15 protein-coding genes and 1 pseudogene are annotated in these 15,041 nt (G+C 69.3%); 9 read left to right on the forward strand and 7 right to left on the reverse strand.

Annotated elements, in window-relative coordinates; genetic code table 11:
* The first annotated feature begins 35 nt into the window (after window positions 1-35).
* On the forward strand, window positions 36-986 hold the full coding sequence (locus ACL58G_RS23245) for a cation diffusion facilitator family transporter (RefSeq protein WP_440963317.1): 951 nt from the start codon (window positions 36-38) through the stop codon (window positions 984-986).
* On the opposite strand, the gene ACL58G_RS23250 is transcribed toward ACL58G_RS23245, so the two are convergent.
* Entirely contained in the window at window positions 947-1,336 is a 390-nt protein-coding gene (locus ACL58G_RS23250) for a hypothetical protein (RefSeq protein ID WP_440963318.1), read from the reverse strand. The genes ACL58G_RS23245 and ACL58G_RS23250 overlap by 40 nt on opposite strands.
* Window positions 1,337-1,480: 144 nt before the next feature.
* On the opposite strand from ACL58G_RS23250, the gene ACL58G_RS23255 reads away from it, so the two are divergent.
* The 4 genes from ACL58G_RS23255 (at window position 1,481) to ACL58G_RS23270 (ending at window position 4,867) form a co-directional block, all read left to right on the forward strand.
* Entirely contained in the window at window positions 1,481-1,822 is a 342-nt protein-coding gene (locus ACL58G_RS23255) for a hypothetical protein (RefSeq protein WP_440963319.1), read from the forward strand.
* A 65-nt stretch (window positions 1,823-1,887) separates the two neighbouring features.
* On the forward strand, window positions 1,888-3,291 hold the full coding sequence (locus ACL58G_RS23260) for a TolC family protein (protein ID WP_440963320.1): 1,404 nt from the start codon (window positions 1,888-1,890) through the stop codon (window positions 3,289-3,291).
* The gene (locus ACL58G_RS23265; RefSeq protein ID WP_440963321.1) at window positions 3,288-4,655 is read left to right on the forward strand and encodes a multicopper oxidase family protein; all 1,368 of its coding nucleotides are present in this window, start codon (window positions 3,288-3,290) and stop codon (window positions 4,653-4,655) included. Before ACL58G_RS23260 ends, ACL58G_RS23265 begins: the two co-directional genes overlap by 4 nt.
* A 77-nt stretch (window positions 4,656-4,732) precedes the next feature.
* On the forward strand, window positions 4,733-4,867 hold the full coding sequence (locus ACL58G_RS23270) for a hypothetical protein (RefSeq protein WP_440963322.1): 135 nt from the start codon (window positions 4,733-4,735) through the stop codon (window positions 4,865-4,867).
* Here ACL58G_RS23270 and ACL58G_RS23275 read toward each other — a convergent pair.
* The 3 genes from ACL58G_RS23275 to tssF are packed head-to-tail and all read right to left on the reverse strand — an operon-like array spanning window position 4,848 to window position 10,140.
* Entirely contained in the window at window positions 4,848-7,253 is a 2,406-nt protein-coding gene (locus ACL58G_RS23275; protein ID WP_440963323.1) for a heavy metal translocating P-type ATPase, read from the reverse strand. The genes ACL58G_RS23270 and ACL58G_RS23275 overlap by 20 nt on opposite strands.
* Before the next feature lie 53 nt (window positions 7,254-7,306).
* A complete protein-coding gene (gene tssG, locus ACL58G_RS23280) occupies window positions 7,307-8,308 on the reverse strand; it encodes a type VI secretion system baseplate subunit TssG (RefSeq protein WP_440963324.1) in 1,002 nt (333 codons plus the stop codon).
* Window positions 8,299-10,140, reverse strand: a complete 1,842-nt coding sequence (gene tssF, locus ACL58G_RS23285) for a type VI secretion system baseplate subunit TssF (protein WP_440963325.1) — start codon at window positions 10,138-10,140, stop codon at window positions 8,299-8,301. The genes tssG and tssF overlap by 10 nt, the downstream gene beginning before the upstream one ends.
* Window positions 10,141-10,238: 98 nt before the next feature.
* Here tssF and ACL58G_RS23290 point away from each other — a divergent pair, with 98 nt between their 5' ends.
* Entirely contained in the window at window positions 10,239-10,949 is a 711-nt protein-coding gene (locus ACL58G_RS23290) for a glutathione S-transferase N-terminal domain-containing protein (protein ID WP_440963326.1), read from the forward strand.
* Between the two features lie 6 nt (window positions 10,950-10,955).
* Here the strand turns inward: ACL58G_RS23290 and ACL58G_RS23295 are convergent, their stop codons facing one another.
* On the reverse strand, window positions 10,956-11,684 hold the full coding sequence (locus ACL58G_RS23295; RefSeq protein WP_413388186.1) for an SDR family oxidoreductase: 729 nt from the start codon (window positions 11,682-11,684) through the stop codon (window positions 10,956-10,958).
* On the opposite strand from ACL58G_RS23295, the pseudogene ACL58G_RS23300 reads away from it, so the two are divergent.
* Window positions 11,675-11,857, forward strand: a pseudogene (locus tag ACL58G_RS23300) (hypothetical protein); the annotation flags it as partial. The gene ACL58G_RS23295 and the pseudogene ACL58G_RS23300 sit on opposite strands and share 10 nt — an antisense overlap.
* Before the next feature lie 55 nt (window positions 11,858-11,912).
* On the opposite strand, the gene ACL58G_RS23305 reads toward ACL58G_RS23300, so the two are convergent.
* A complete protein-coding gene (locus ACL58G_RS23305; protein WP_440963327.1) occupies window positions 11,913-12,605 on the reverse strand; it encodes a hydrolase in 693 nt (230 codons plus the stop codon).
* 198 nt (window positions 12,606-12,803) lie between these two features.
* Window positions 12,804-13,136: an energy transducer TonB gene (locus tag ACL58G_RS23310; RefSeq protein WP_413345112.1), complete on the reverse strand. Its 333-nt coding sequence runs from the start codon at window positions 13,134-13,136 to the stop codon at window positions 12,804-12,806.
* A gap of 234 nt (window positions 13,137-13,370) precedes the next feature.
* Between ACL58G_RS23310 and ACL58G_RS23315 the strand changes: the two genes are divergently transcribed.
* Both ACL58G_RS23315 and ACL58G_RS23320 read left to right on the forward strand, forming a co-directional pair.
* Window positions 13,371-14,120 (forward strand): SDR family oxidoreductase, encoded by a 750-nt coding sequence (locus ACL58G_RS23315; protein ID WP_440963328.1) that lies wholly within the window; start codon window positions 13,371-13,373, stop codon window positions 14,118-14,120.
* Between the two features lie 13 nt (window positions 14,121-14,133).
* A complete protein-coding gene (locus tag ACL58G_RS23320) occupies window positions 14,134-15,033 on the forward strand; it encodes an SDR family NAD(P)-dependent oxidoreductase (RefSeq protein ID WP_440963329.1) in 900 nt (299 codons plus the stop codon).
* Window positions 15,034-15,041 lie beyond the last annotated feature (8 nt).

Below are 15,041 nucleotides of genomic sequence, written 5' to 3' on the forward strand. Positions count from 1 at the left end.
CGACATAGACAGGATGATATCAGCGCTCACACACCATGACGGAAACAAACAGGGAAGAAAGCGGAACAGACGGCGGCTCGCGCAAGGTGATCTACGCGGCGATCGTCGCCAACCTGGGCATCGCCGCCGCCAAGTTCGTCGTCGCCGCCATCACCGGCAGCGCCGCGATGCTGGCCGAAGGCATCCACTCCGCCGTCGACACGGGCAACGAATTCCTGTTGCTGGTCGGTGAGCGCAACAGCGAGAAGCCGCCGGACAAGCGGCATCCGTTCGGCTACGGCAAGGCCTTGTATTTCTGGGCGCTGCTCGTCGCGCTGTCCGTGTTCTCGCTGGGCGGCGGATTGTCCATCTACCACGGCATCAGCGCGTTGCGCCATCCGGAGCCGCTGGAGGATCCGATGTGGAACTACGTCGTGCTGGGCGTGTCGGCGTGCTTCGAAGGCTATAGCTGGAACGTGTCGCGCAAGGCGTTGAACAAGCGGCGCAAGGCGGGCGCCTCGCTGTGGCAGACGGTCCACGCCAGCAAGGACGCCTCCGTGTTCACCGTGTTCATCGAAGACACGGCCGCCCTGCTGGGCCTCGCCATCGCGGCCGCCGGCATCCTGCTCGGCCATGTGTTCGACAGCCCGTATTTCGATCCGGCCGCGTCGGTGCTGATCGGCCTCCTGCTCGTGGGCGCCGCGTTCGCCCTCGCGCGCGAGACCGGCGCGCTGCTCGTGGGCGAAGGCATCGGCACGGACGCCACGCGGCACGTGTGCGAAATCCTGCGCGACGATCCGGCCATCGAAGACGTCGGCAAGCTGCTCAGCATGCAGCTGGGGCCGGACGAAGTCCTGCTGACGGCGGCCGTGCGTTTCAACCGCGGCATGCGCATCGACGAAGTGGAGGCGGCGATCGAGCGCCTCGAAAAGGCCGTGACGGCCGTGTATCCGGCCATCCGCCACATCTATTTCGAATCGGGCGCGCTGCGCTCGGCGATGCGCTGATCGGCCTGCGCGACGGGCAGCGCCCGGAACCGCGGCGAACGGGCGCGGAACTCGCGCAGCAGGCCGTCGACGACGGCCGCGGTGTGCAGCCGCAGCACCGCCGGATCGGGATCGCGCTTCGCCACGGCGGACAGCACAGTGCATTCCGCCAGCTGCGCCAGCGCCACCGCGACCCCGGCGCGGCCCGGCATGACGGGCGCGCTGGAAAAGTGCGGGCGCAAGTGACGGTCCAGCGCGAACGAGCCTTGTACGAGGCGATCCACGCCCATGTCGAAGATCACCCGGTCGATGACCTGCGCGGCCCGTTCGCCTACCTGGCGCTGGCTGCGCATGGTCCGTATCGCGAACATGCGCCTCAACATCCCGTCCCCGTTTGTTCTCGTTGTAATAACATTATGCTAGCACGCGTGGCCATTCTTGCATCATTTATTACGCCCTGGATGCATCGAAATGCAACAGTCCATCGTGCTAGAATGCGCCCGATGAAGACCGTGATGCGCTCACTGATCGCCTGGCTGTTGCTGCTCGCCCTGCCCTTCCAGGGCCTGGCTGCGGCACGCATGCTGCCGTCCGTGATTGCACCGGCCATCACGCACGCGACGCCGGTCGCGCAGCACTGCCACGCCACGGCCGTGGCCAGGGCGGACGACAGCGCTCACCAGCACGAGCACCGCGGCGCCTGCGGCGATTGCTGCATCGTCGTCGCGCTCGTGCCCGTGCCGCTCGTTCCTCCGGCGTTCCCGCCGCCTTCCACCGCGATCCCCTTCCGCGCCGGCCACCTGGCCAGCGTCGACCCGCCCCTGCTCGAACGCCCTCCGCGCCGCCTCGCCGCCTGATCGCCGTAGTCGCCGCCCGCGCCCGTGCGCGGCGGTGCCATTCACGCATTCGCAACGAGGACGACATGAAACGACACACGCGCGTACACGCGCTCGTACAGACTTCTTCCGCCGCCGCGCTGGCCCTGCTGGCCGGCTGCGCCACGGTCACGCCGGACGGCGGCTTCGGCGATGTCGCCGCCACGACACAAAACCGCATCGGCACCGCGCCGCAACTGACGCGCGACGCCACCGGGCAAGGCGCGCTCGCCGCAACGCTGCGCGACCTGCCCGTGTTCCGGGAAGGCCGGCCGCTGGACATGGACACGGCCGTGCGCATCGCGCTCGTCAACCACCCGGGGCTGCAGGCCACGTACTGGAACGTCGGCATCGCGCAGGCGGATCTCGCGCAGGCGGCGCGGCCCCGCAATCCCTCGTTCGACTTCACGCAGCTCGCCGGCGGCGGCGTCCTCGAGATCGAGCGCGGCATCACGCTCGACCTCGTCGGCCTCCTGACGACGCCGCTGGCCGCGCGCATGGAGACGCGCCGTTTCGAACAGGTGAAACGCGAGGTGGGCGCGGCCATCGAACGCCATGCGCTCGAGACGCGCACGGCGTGGATCGAGGCGGTCTCCGCGCGGCAGACGCTGGAGTACGCGCGCCGCGTGCAGGCATCCGCGGAAGCGGGCGCGGAACTCAAGGGCCGCATGGCGAAGGCCGGCAACACGAACCAGCTCGAACTGGCGCGCGAACAGGTGTTCCTGGCCGAAGCGGCGCGCGACGCCGCACGCGCGGACAAGCGCGCAACGAGCACGCGCGAGCGCCTCACGCGCGCGTTGGGCCTGTGGGGCCAGGACGCGAACTACGCCCTGCCCGACCACCTGCCCGACCTGCCGGCCGCGCCGGCGGAGCTGCCGGACGTCGAACGCATCGCGCTGGCGCAGCGCCTGGACGTGCGCGCGGCGCAGGCCGAGGCGGCCGCCACCGCGGCGGATCTCGGGCTCACGCGCACGACGCGCTTCATCAACGTGCTGGACCTCGGCGTCGCCAACAAGATGCAGACGGGCGAGCCGACCGGGCGCGGTTACTCGCTGTCGCTGGAACTGCCGCTGTTCGACTGGGGCGGCGCGCGCGTCGCCCGTGCCGAAGCCACGTATCTGCAGGCGGTGAACAAGGTCGCGCTCACGGCCGTCACGGCGCGCAGCGAGGCGCGCGAAGGCTATCTCGCGTACCGCAACGCATACGACGTGGCGAAGCACTACCGCGACACGATCCTCCCGCTGCGCAAAAGGATCGGGAAGGAAGTCCTGCTGCGCTACAACGGCATGCTCGCGAGTCCGCACGACCTGCTGGCCGATGCGCGCGCGCAGGCCGAAGCGGTCAGCGCCTACATCGAGGCGCTGGACACCTTCTGGACCGCCCACGCCGAGCTGGAAGCCACGCTCGGCACCCGACTCAGTTCCCAGCAACACAAGGATCACGCACAATGACCACCCGTCGCAACTTCATCACCGGCGCGGCCGGCGCCATGGTCGGCGCCTCGCTCGTGTCGAAGGCCGGCGCGGCCGCCATTCCTGAAGCCCCGGTCCAGTCGTCGCCCGCCACCCAGCCGCCGCTGCATCCGCCGGGCGGCCGTCCGTACAACCCCGTCGTCACCCTGAACGGCTGGAGCCTGCCGTGGCGCATGAAGGATGGCGTCAAGGAATTCCACCTGGTCGCCGAACCCGTCGTGCGCGAGATCGCGCCTGGCATGAAGGCGAACCTGTGGGGCTACAACGGCCAGAGTCCGGGCCCCACCATCGAGGTCGTCGAGGGCGACAAGGTGCGCATCTTCGTGACCAATAAACTGCCGGAGGCGACGACGATCCACTGGCACGGCCAGATCCTGCCCAGCGGGATGGACGGGGTGGCGGGGCTCGTGCAGCCCGCGATCGCGCCGGGCAAGACGTTCGTCTACGAATTCGTCGCGCGCTACGCCGGCACCTTCATGTACCACCCGCACAGCGACGAGATGACGCAGATGGCGATGGGCATGATGGGCTTCTGGGTCACCCACCCGAAGGACCCGCGCCGGCACGCCGTCGACCGCGACTTCGTGTTCCTGCTGAATGCGTACGACATCGAGCCGGGCAACTACACGCCGAACGTGAACACGATGCTGGACTTCAACCTGTGGACCATCAACAGCCGCGCCTTCCCCGGCACCGACCCGATGGTCGTGCGCAAGGACGACAAGGTGCGCATCCGCATGGGCAACCTGACGATGACCAACCACCCGTTCCACATCCACGGCCACCGCTTCGAGGTGACGGGCACGGACGGCGGCTGGATCCCTCCAGCCGCGCGCTGGCCCGAGGTGACGGTCGACATCGGCGTGGGCCAGATGCGCGCCATCGAGTTCGTCGCCGACAATCCCGGCGACTGGGCGTTCCACTGCCATAAATCGCACCACACGATGAACGCGATGAGCCACGCCATGCCGAACCTGATCGGCGTCGACCAGGCCGGCGTGGCGAAGAAGATCAACGACCTCGTGCCGGGCTACATGGTCATGGGCGACAAGGGCGGATCGATGGGCGGCATGCACATGGCGCTGCCGGAAAACACGTTGCCCATGATGGCGGGCCGCGGGCCGTTCGGCGACATCGAGATGGGCGGCATGTTCACCGTCATCAAGGTGCGCGAGGGCCTCGCGCGGGGCGATTACCGCGATCCCGGCTGGTACAGGCATCCCGCCGGCACGGTGGCGCGCGAGTGGACGGGTCCCGTGCCCGACGCGGTCGGCGCACCGGCGGCGCCGGCGTCAGGGGCGGTGATCGGGACCGCCAAGCGCGGGGGACACGAGGGGCATTGAGCAAAGCAGCTCCGTCGTTCCCGCCTTCGCGGGGACGACGCTTACCTGCCGCAGTATCACCCCGGGACGCGCAGGACGTGCTGCAAGCGGCGCCCGAACTGGCGGTGACGGCCGACGGCCAGATCGCCGTCCGGGGCAACACGCAGGTCACGGTCCTCGTCGACGTCGCCCGGCGCGTGTACGTGGGGCTCGTCAAGCGCTTTTCGCGGTGACCGGATAGCCGGCCGCCACGATCGCCTCGGCGATTTTGTCGAGGTCGGCAACGCTGTCGACCTTGACCTTCTTCGTGGGCAGGTCGACTTCGACTTTCGCATCCTTGTCGAGGGCCTGCACGGACTTCGTGACGCGGCCCACGCAGTGGCCGCAGCTCATGTCTTCGACGGTCAGTTCATACATCTTGTGTGCTCCTTGGGGTTGGGTTGGAATGGGTTCGGGTGCGGGCCGCGGCGCCGGCCGCCAGCGCCGCAGCAGCAGCGCGTTGGTCACGACGCTGACGGAACTCAGTGCCATCGCCGCGCCGGCCAGCACGGGGTTCAGCAGGCCCAGGGCCGCGACGGGGATGCCGACGACGTTGTAGACGAACGCCCACACGAGGTTCTGGCGGATCTTGCGCCACGTGCGGTCCGAGATGTCGATGGCGTCCGCGACGAGCAGCGGGTCGCCGCGCATCAGGGTCACGCCGGCCGTGTGCAGCGCGACGTCCGTGCCGCCGGCCATCGCGATGCCGACGTGGGCCGCCGCCAGCGCCGGCGCGTCGTTGATGCCGTCGCCCACCATGCCCACTGTACGTCCTTCCGCCATCAGGCCGCGCACGACGTCCGCCTTGTCCTGCGGCTGCACCTGCGCGACCCAGCGCGTCAGGCCGAGCGCCTGCGCGACGGCGCGCGCGCTGCCTTCGTTGTCGCCGCTGAGCATCATGCTGTCCACGCCGAGATCGCGCAGGCGGGCGATGGCGGCGCGGCTCGTCGGTTTCAGGCTGTCGCCGAACGCGAGCACGCCTTCCACGCCGATGCCGCCGCCCGCTTCACGCGCGAGCCACGACACGGTGCGCCCGTCCGCCTCGTGGCGTTCGGCCGCGGCCACCAATGCGGCAGCCGGGGAACCGGCGCCGATTTCGTCCAGCAACCGGCGGTTGCCGATCCAGACGGTTGCGCCGTCCACGCGGGCCCGCACGCCGCGGCCGGGCAATGCCGCCGCTTCCGTGGCGGCTGGCGTGGCCACGTCCCGCGCCGCCGCCAGCGCCGTCACGGCCCGCGCCAGCGGGTGCGCACTGCCCTGCTGCACGGCCGCAGCCAGCGCCAGCAGCCGTGGCGGGTCGTCCCCTTCCAGTGCCACGACGCGGGGACGGCCTTCCGTCAGCGTGCCCGTCTTGTCGAACACGACCATCTGCAACGCGTGCGCCGTCTCCAGCGCTGCCGCGTCCTTGATGAGGATCCCGTGGCGCGCGGCGGCGCCCGTGCCGACCATGATGCCCGTCGGCGTGGCGAGACCCAGCGCGCACGGGCACGCGATCACCTGAACCGCGACGGCATTCAGCAATGCCTGCTGCCAGTCGCCCGTGGCGAAGCCCCATGCCAGCAGCGTGACCAGGGAAATCAGCAGCACGACGGGCACGAACACGGCACTGACCTTGTCGACGAGGCGCTGGATCGGCGCCTTCGCGGCCTGCGCATCCTCGACCATGCGGATGATCCGGGCCAGCATGCTGTCCGCGCCGACCGCGGTCGCCTCGACGAGCAGCAGGCCTTCGCCGTTGACGGCGCCGCCCGTCACGCGATCGCCCGCGCCCTTCGCCACGGGCAGGCTTTCGCCCGTCAGCAGCGCTTCGTCGAGGTGGCTCGCGCCTTCCACGACCTTGCCGTCGGCGGGCACGCGCTCGCCCGGCCGCACGACCATCAGGTCGCCGGCGCGCAGGGCGTCGAGTGCCATGACGGTGTCGCGGCCGTCGCGCCGGACGATGGCTTCCGAAGGCCGCAGCGCCTCGAGCGCGCGGATCGCCGCGACGGTCTGGTGCTTCGCCCGGCCTTCCAGCCATTTACCGAGCAGCACGAGCATGACGACGACCGCGGCCGATTCGAAGTACAGGTGGCCGTGGCCGCCCGCATTCAGCAACTGCCAGAGCGACAGGAAATACGCGGCCGACGTGCCGATGGCCACGAGCAGGTCCATGTTGCCGGCGCCGGCCCGCAGCGCCTTCCAGCCCGCGCGGTAAAAGCGCGCGCCGAGCCAGAACTGGACGGGCGTCGCCAGCAGCAATTGCAGCCAGCCGGGCAGCATCCAGTCGATGCCGAACGGTGCCAGCAGCATCGGCGCGATGAGGGGAAGGCTCAGCAACGCTGCCAGCGCCACGGGCCACCACGTCGGCAGGCCCGGCGCAGTTTCCGCCTTCGGAGTCCCGGTCGGCCGCGCCGTGTAGCCGGCCCGCTCGACGGCGGCCAGGATGGCCTGCAGGTCGAGCCCCTCGCCCTGCACGGCCGCGCGTTCCGTGGCCAGGTTGACGCTCGCGTCGCGCACGCCCGGCACGGCCTTGATCGCCTTTTCGACGCGCGCCACGCACGAGGCGCACGTCATTCCGCTGATGTCGATATCGATCGCCATGGGTATCCTCCTGTCATTACCAGTACAGGATATGCCTTCCCACAATGGGAAGGTCAAGCGGATTGTAAAGCGGGCAGCGGATCCAGCGGGCGGAGTTCGTAACAGAGGTCGGCCCGGTCGGCCGCGGCGGGCACCGACAACAGGTAGCTGTCCAGGCCGAGCCGGCGCCCGGACGCGTCCAGCAGCGCCGGCCCCAGGTCGGCCTGGCGCAGCACGAGCACGATGTCGTAGGCAAGGGTCGGCACGGCGAACAGCCGCAACAGGGTGCGCAGCGCGCCGGCGCCCGGGGCGCCGGGCAGGAAGTGATCGTAGCGGGCACGGTCGAGGGGGCCGATGCGCACGCGCACGCGCAGGTCCGGCCGCCAGCTGCGTTCCCCCAGCAGTGCGCGGCGGCCGAGCAGCGCGTTGGTGCCGACGATCGTCTGCTCGCCCGGGGCCAGCGGGTCCCAGTGGCCGATGCCCTCCTGTACCCGCACCGCCACGCCGAAATGGCTGGACAGCACCCGGCCCAGCACGGCCCCCGACACGGGCCGCCGGCGCAGCAGGCCGGCGAACGCGGCCAGCGCGGTGTCGGGCACGCCGTCGTGTGCGAACACGCCGCCGCCGGGCACGCCGGCCAGCGCCAGCAGCAGCGGGAGGAAGGCGTCGCGCGGGGCGGCCACGAGGTGCTCGACGCGGTATTTCTGCCACGCGCGGTACCACAGCGCGAGCATGCGCGTGCTGAACATGTCGAGGAACGCGCGCGCCGCCTGCGCGTCCTGTCCGTCCTGCGGCAGCGCGAGCAGGCGTTCCGTCACGTGCAGCGGCAGCGCCCCGTGCGCGCCCAGCAGGCCCATGAAACTCGGCGTCAGGCGGTAGCCGTCGGGGTCCGCCGCGGCGGCCTCGATCTGGCTGGACGGGAACGCCAGCGCGAGGCTGTTCGCGAAGCGCAGGTGGCGGGCCAGCGCGCGCCGTTCGGGGATGCCGCGCGCGCCGAGCGCCAGCAGCAGCATACGCACGGCCTGGACGAAGTCGAAGCGCTGGGGCTCGGCCAGCAGGCGGGCGATCAGGTCCATCCGCCGCCGCTCGTGCGTGGAGAGCAGGCGATGATTTCGCGGCCGGTCTGTTGCGACACGACTTCCAGCCGCGTGAAGCAGTTCAGGTGGCCGTTCAGCGCGAAGTACTGGTCGAGCACCTGCACGAACGGATACAGGCCCGTGCCCGCGAACGCTTCCTCGTCGACGGTGAGGCGGATGCCGATGCCCGGCATCAGGCTCGCGACCGGCGCCGCACCCACCCACGCGCGCACCGTGCCGTGTTCGAGCCCCACGATGCCCGCGATCTGGCGCTGGGCGACCGGGGACCGCGGCAAATCGTACAGCGCCAGCATTTTCTGGAAATCGGCGAGACCGGCCATCGTCAGGCCCGCGTGGTTCAGCGCCAGGTGGGCGATCAGGCGCCAGTGCGACCCGCGCGTGCCGCCGAAGCGCCGGCCTTGGGTCGGTTTCCTCAGCATGCGGATGGGCGCCAGCGTGGACAGTTCGTCGCAGCGCAAGTCTCCCTGCGGCTGGCCGTAAGGCAGGCGTGACGGCACGTCGCGGTTACTGCACGTCAGGTCCGTGGACAGGGTGGCGCCGGCCGCGTCCAGCGGATGGAAATCGGCGTCGACGAGGGCGATGCGCATCTCGTGGCCGGGGCTGACGGCTGCCGTCGCGTAATCGCGCCGCGCGATCCAGTAGTGCGCGCGGTGCGACGCTTCGCCGCCCGCCCTGCCCTCGTCGCCGGGCGCGTAGAGGGGATCGAAACGGGTGACCGTGCCCGTCCCTTCGCGCACGAGCCGCACGGCGTCCACGCTGTGGATCTCGTACGCGCCCGCGTGCGCGCCGTCGGCCAGCAGCGGATGGTCGGCGCTCGTGTACGCGAGCTGCACGGGCGCGCCGGCCTTCGGAAACAGGTTGACGACGGGCGTGCAGCCGGGCAGCAGGTTGCGCGCGTCCAGGCCGGCCAGCAGGCGGGCGGCATCGGAATCGGGGGCGATGCCGGACAGCGCGAGGTGCAGCGTGAACCGGCGGCAGCGCGGCGGCAGCATGCCGGCCAGCGCCGCGAGGTCGACGTCGATGAAATTGAATTTTTCCGGATAACAGAAATACTCGGTCAGCAGGCGCGGCGCCGGGTGCGAGCGGGCGGGATACGGCAGCATGGCATCGGCGTCCGCGAGACCGGCCAGGCGCAGCGGGACGCGCGGCAGCGGCAGCCAGCCCTTGTCGCCTTCCGGCTGCACCCAGGCGGCGGTGCAGCGCAGGAACAGCGCGTCGATCAGCGCGGCGCGGGTCGACGCCTCGCCGTCCGCGAACAGGCGCCACGTCGGCGGGAGGCGGCCGACGTCGCCGCGGGTCGCCGCGATCGTCAGGCTGATGCCGCAGCCGGCCCCGCGCGGTGCGCGCGCGGTGCGCGGCGCGTCGAGCAGCGGCACGAACGCGAGGCGGGCGACGGCGAGCGGCGCCAGCAGCACGTCGTAAACGGTGCGGAACAGGCACGGCGTGTCGGTGCCCGCGCTCGAGCGCAGCATGGTCCCGCGCGGCAGCACGGACGGGGTGTCCGGCACTTCGGCCGGCCCGCGCTGTCCTACCTGGACGATGGAATACGACGGCAGCGGCCGCAGGTAGTGCGGGTACAGGCTGTCGAGCAGCGCTTCCGTGAACTTGGGGTAGTCGTCGTCGAGGCGCTTGTGGATGCGGGCGGACAGCAGCGCAACGGACTGGATGAGCCGGGCGACGCCGGGATCGTCCCACGTCTCGCCGGCCACGTGCAGGTCGCTGGCGGGCTTGGGATAGCGGGCGCGGAATTCGCGCGCGAACTGGCCGAACAATCCCAGCTCTTCCTCGTAATAGCGCAGCAGGTCGTCCATGGCTCCCCGTCGTTGCCCAAGACCAAGATGTATGCTCCCACCCGGCGAAAAACCGTACCTTGAGTACAATCAACGCTCTCAACCCGAAGGAGACCGCCGTGACCGACCTGAACGACTTCCTCATCACGCAGAGATGGCCCGCGCAGCACCCCGACCGCCTGCAGCTGTATTCGCTGCCCACGCCGAACGGCGTCAAGGTGGCGATCATGCTCGAAGAAATCGGCCTGCCCTACGAGGTGCACCGCGTCGCGTTCGACAAGAACGAGCAGACGTCGCCGGAATTCATGTCGCTGAACCCGAACAACAAGATCCCCGCGATCATCGACCCCGACGGCCCGGGCGGCAAGCCGCTGCCGCTGTGGGAATCGGGCGCGATCCTGCTGTACCTGGCCGAGAAGACGGGCAAGCTGATCCCGGCCGATCCGGCGCTGCGCTACCAGACCATCCAGTGGCTGATGTTCCAGATGGGCGGCATCGGCCCGATGTTCGGCCAGCTGGGCTTCTTCCACAAGTTCGCCGGCCGCGAGTACGAGGACAAGCGCCCGCGCGACCGCTACGTGCACGAAGCCAAGCGCCTGCTCGGCGTGCTGGACGGCCACCTGAAGGGCCGCGCCTGGATCATGGGCGACGAGTACACGATCGCCGACGTCGCTTGCTTCCCGTGGGTGAACAACCTGGTCGGCTTCTACGACGCGGCCGAGATCGTCGGCTTCGACCGCTTTCCGGAAGTGGGCCGCGTGCTGGAAGCGTTCCGCGCGCGCCCCGCCGTCATCGATGGGCTGCAGATCCCGCGCGCTCCCGCAGCCTGAAAGTGCTCAACTGAGCATCCGCAGGTCGGCGATGACCTCGGCGCCAAACCCGGCGCCGAGCAGGTAGTCGACCAGCCGTTCGGCGCATTCGTCCGGCTCCACGAGCGCGCCGGTCTCCTTCATGTCGACGAAGCGTTTGCGCATGGGGAAGCGGTCTTCCGTCGTGGCGCGGATCTCGGCCTGCATGTCCGTGTCGATGACGCCGGGCGCGAGGCTGCAGATGCGCACGCCGCGTTCGCAGTCGAGGGCGACGGCGCGCGCGTGGTGGTCGAGGGCGGCCTTGGTGGCGCAGTAGACGCTCCAGCCCGGGTACGCGTTGCGGCCGGCGCCGCTGGAAATGTGCAGGATGCGCCGCTGCGCCCCGCCGCTGGCGCGCACGACGGCGGCGGCGAGCGCCATCGGCGCGGCCACGTTCAACTGCACGGCGCGCAGCACGGCTTGCGGGTCCTGCGCGTCGAGCGGGCCGACTGGGCTCACCATGCCCGCATTATTCAGCAGCAGGACGGCGCCGGTGCCGTCCAGGTAATCGCCCAGCATGCCGTCCGCGAGCCAGCGCGACAGCGCGACGCTGTCGGCCAGGTCCAGTTCGACCTCCTCGAACAGGTCGGGATACGCGTCGACCAGTTCGGCCGAACGGGTGCGCGCCAGGCCGAGGACGGGTACGCCGCGCGCCAGCAGATTGGCGGCGAGCGCGGCGCCGAGGCCCCTCGTGTGGCCGGTGACGATTGCTTTCATGGGAGTCTCCTGGGGCGGGTGAATCAAATGTTAACCCAAGGACGTCCTACCGCCAATCGTGCGCACCTATACGAACGTGTGAGCGAACGTATGAGCGAAGCGGCCACTGGGTGTGGGCGCAGTCGCGCGGCAAGGTCGTCGAGCGCGGGGCGGACGGCCAGCCCGTCCGCGTGGTCGGCACGATGGTTTTCATGATCGCTCTCTTTCCAGGCGTTTCGGACCTGAAGCTCAGCGTACGGGTGCCGCAACCGGGGCCAGCACCGGGTTGTCGCCCTGGTTGCGCGCCGGTGCCTTGTGCACCATCGTGTAGGCGTAGTCGACGCCCATGCCGTACGCGCCCGAGTGTTCGGTGACGATCTTCATCACGGCATCGTAGGTGTCGCGGTGCGCCCAGTCGCGCTGCCATTCGAGCAGCACCTGCTGCCACGTCACGGGCACGACGCCGGCCTGCACCATGCGCTGCATCGCGAAGTCGTGCGCGTCCTTCGACGTGCCGCCCGACGCATCGGCCACCATGTAGATCTCGTAGCCGCCTTCCAGCATCGCGGACAGCGCGAAGGTCGTGTTGCACACTTCCGTCCACAGGCCGGCGACGATGATCTTCCTGCGGCCGTTGGCGGCCAGGGCATCGCGCACCTTCTGGTCGTCCCAGGAATTCATCGACGTCCGTTCGAGAATCTCCTTGCCCGGGAAGACATCCAGGATCTCGGGATAGGTCTTGCCGGAGAAGGAATCGCTTTCGACGGTGGTGATCACGGTCGGGATGTCGAACGCCTTCGCCGCCTTGGCCAGGCCGACCACGTTGTTCTTCAGGGTCTGGCGGTCGATCGACTGCACGCCGAACGCCATCTGCGGCTGGTGGTCGATGATGATCAGTTGCGAGTTATGCGGGGTCAGGACTTCCAGTTTGGCGTTGCTCATGATGTTCTCCAGTGTTATCGGTTGGGGGGTCGATATTGCATCGAACGTTTCGAAGATCTCCTCTTCGTTGTTCGCTGCGATGGAGACATTATGCGCGGTGGCCCGGCATTAAAAAAACGAGAAAATTGCCAGGCTTTTATCGAATTTTTCGAACGTTGGTTGAGCCGCCGGCGACCGAAGCCGGCGGCCCGATCCGGATCAATCGTTGATCCACTTGTATTGCACGGTGGACCAGCTCGGCTCGCCGTCCTTGCCGGCGGCACCGAACTTGCACGTATAGCTGGCACGCAGCGAGGCCCGGTCCAGCGCGCGGTGGCCGCTGGACTCGACGACCTTCGCCCGCTTGACCGAACCGTCAGGGTCCACGAGCACGGCCAGGCGGACGGTGCCCTGGAGGTATTCGTCTTTCAGGTCCGACGTGAAGGCCGGCGTGCTGCAGGTAGCGGGTCTCAGGCGCGCAGCCGGTTCGGCGGCGTGGGCGTTGAACGAGAGGACGGATGCGAGAGCAACAAGGTGACGTTTACCGATCATGATCAGCTCCAGTGGTTGGGTTCGAATAGCGAGACTGCGAATCCAATTTACTGCGCTGCAGCATGCTTGAAAAATTTATTGTTCGAATGGCAGTTATGCACCGTCCGGTTATATCGGCGATAAACGCGCCAGATTGTTATTCAAGATGGAATTCTGAAGGCAAACTTTGCTAGATTATCTTTGCATCAAAATCAATCATCATGACTCCACGCTCAACCAACCAAGGAGGTCACGATGAACACCCAAGCCCAACACACCCCCCGCGTCGCCCTGGTCACCGGCGCCTCCCGCGGCATCGGCGCCGCCGTTGCGAAACGTCTCGCCGAAGACGGGTTCGCCATCGCCGTCAACTATGCCGGCAACGAGGCAGCCGCCAACGCCACCGTCGCCGCCATCGAAGCGGCAGGCGGCCGCGCCATCGCCGTGCGCGCCGACGTCGCCAAGGTCGACGACGTGAAAGCGATGTTCGCGGCGATCGAGGCAAAGCTCGGCCCCGTGGACATCCTCGTCAACAACGCCGGCATCCTGCCGTACGTGACGATCGCCGAGACGACCGACGAGCAGTTCGAGCGCACGATGGCCATCAACGTCACCGGCACCTTCAACACGATGCGCGAAGCGGCCACGCGCCTGAACGAAGGCGGACGCATCGTCAATTTCTCGACCAGCGTGCTGCACATGGCGCCGCCGACCTATGGCGTGTACGCCGCCACGAAAGGCGCGGTGGAAGCGCTGACCCGCGTGTTCGCGAAAGAGCTGCGCGGCCGCGGCATCACCTGCAACGCCGTGGCGCCGGGCCCCGTCGCGACCGAGCTGTTCCTGACCGGGAAGTCGGATGAGCTGGTCCAGCAGATCGCGAACTCGGCGCCGCTGGGTCGCCTGGGCCAGCCCGAGGACATCGCCGGCGTCGTGTCCTTCCTGGCCGGTCCGGACGGCGGCTGGGTCAACGGCCAGGTCCTGCGCGCCAACGGCGGCATGGCCTGAGGAGATCGCAACCATGGACCAGGCAGTCATCCTCATCACGGGCGCCGGCAGCGGCATCGGCAAACTCTCGGCACAGGCGCTGGCCCGCGCCGGCCACACGGTCTACGCGTCGATGCGCGACGTCGCAGGACGCAACGCGGCCCGCGCCGCCGCAGCGCGCGACTGGGCGCGGCAGCACGGCGCCGACCTGCGGCCGCTCGAACTGGACGTGCTGTCCCAAGCCTCGTGCGACGCGGCCGTCGCGGCGGTCGTCGCGGAACAGGGCCGGCTGGACGTCGTCGTGCAGAACGCGGGCCACCTGGTCGTCGGCCCAACCGAAGCCTTCACGGCCGAGGAAGTGGCCAAGGTGCTGGACACGAACTTCCTCGGCGCCCAGCGCGTATTGCGCGCGGCCCTGCCCCAGCTGCGCGCCCAGGCATCCGGCCTGCTGCTGTGGATCTCCAGCACGACGACGAAGGGCGGCTTCCCGCCTTTCCTCGGCCCGTACGGCGCGGCGAAGGCGGCGCTGGATTCGCTCGCGGTGTCGCTGTCGTACGAAATCTCCCGCTTCGGCATCGAGACCGCGATCATGGTCCCCGGCGCGTTCACCCGCGGCACGGAGCACTTCCCCAGCGCCGGCAAGCCGGCGGACGCCGCACGGATCGCCGCGTATGCCCGCTACGACGGGGTGCTGGACCAGGTGGGCGAACGCCTCGACGCGTTGACGCCGCCGGAAGCCGATCCGCAGGCCGTGGCCGATGAACTGGTGCGCATCGTCGGACTGCCGCGCGGCCGGCGGCCGTTCCGTACGGTGGTCGACTTCGTCGGCGACGGCGCGCGCGAGGTGCTCGAGGTGGCGGAGGCCGTGCGCGTGGACTTCGCCCGCCGCATCGGCATCGCCGACCTGCTGGTGCCAGCCGCGCCGACCGTATAATCGCAGAG

Source organism: Massilia sp. GER05 (assembly GCF_052056005.1).
Taxonomy (GTDB): Bacteria; Pseudomonadota; Gammaproteobacteria; order Burkholderiales; family Burkholderiaceae_D; genus Telluria; species Telluria orientalis.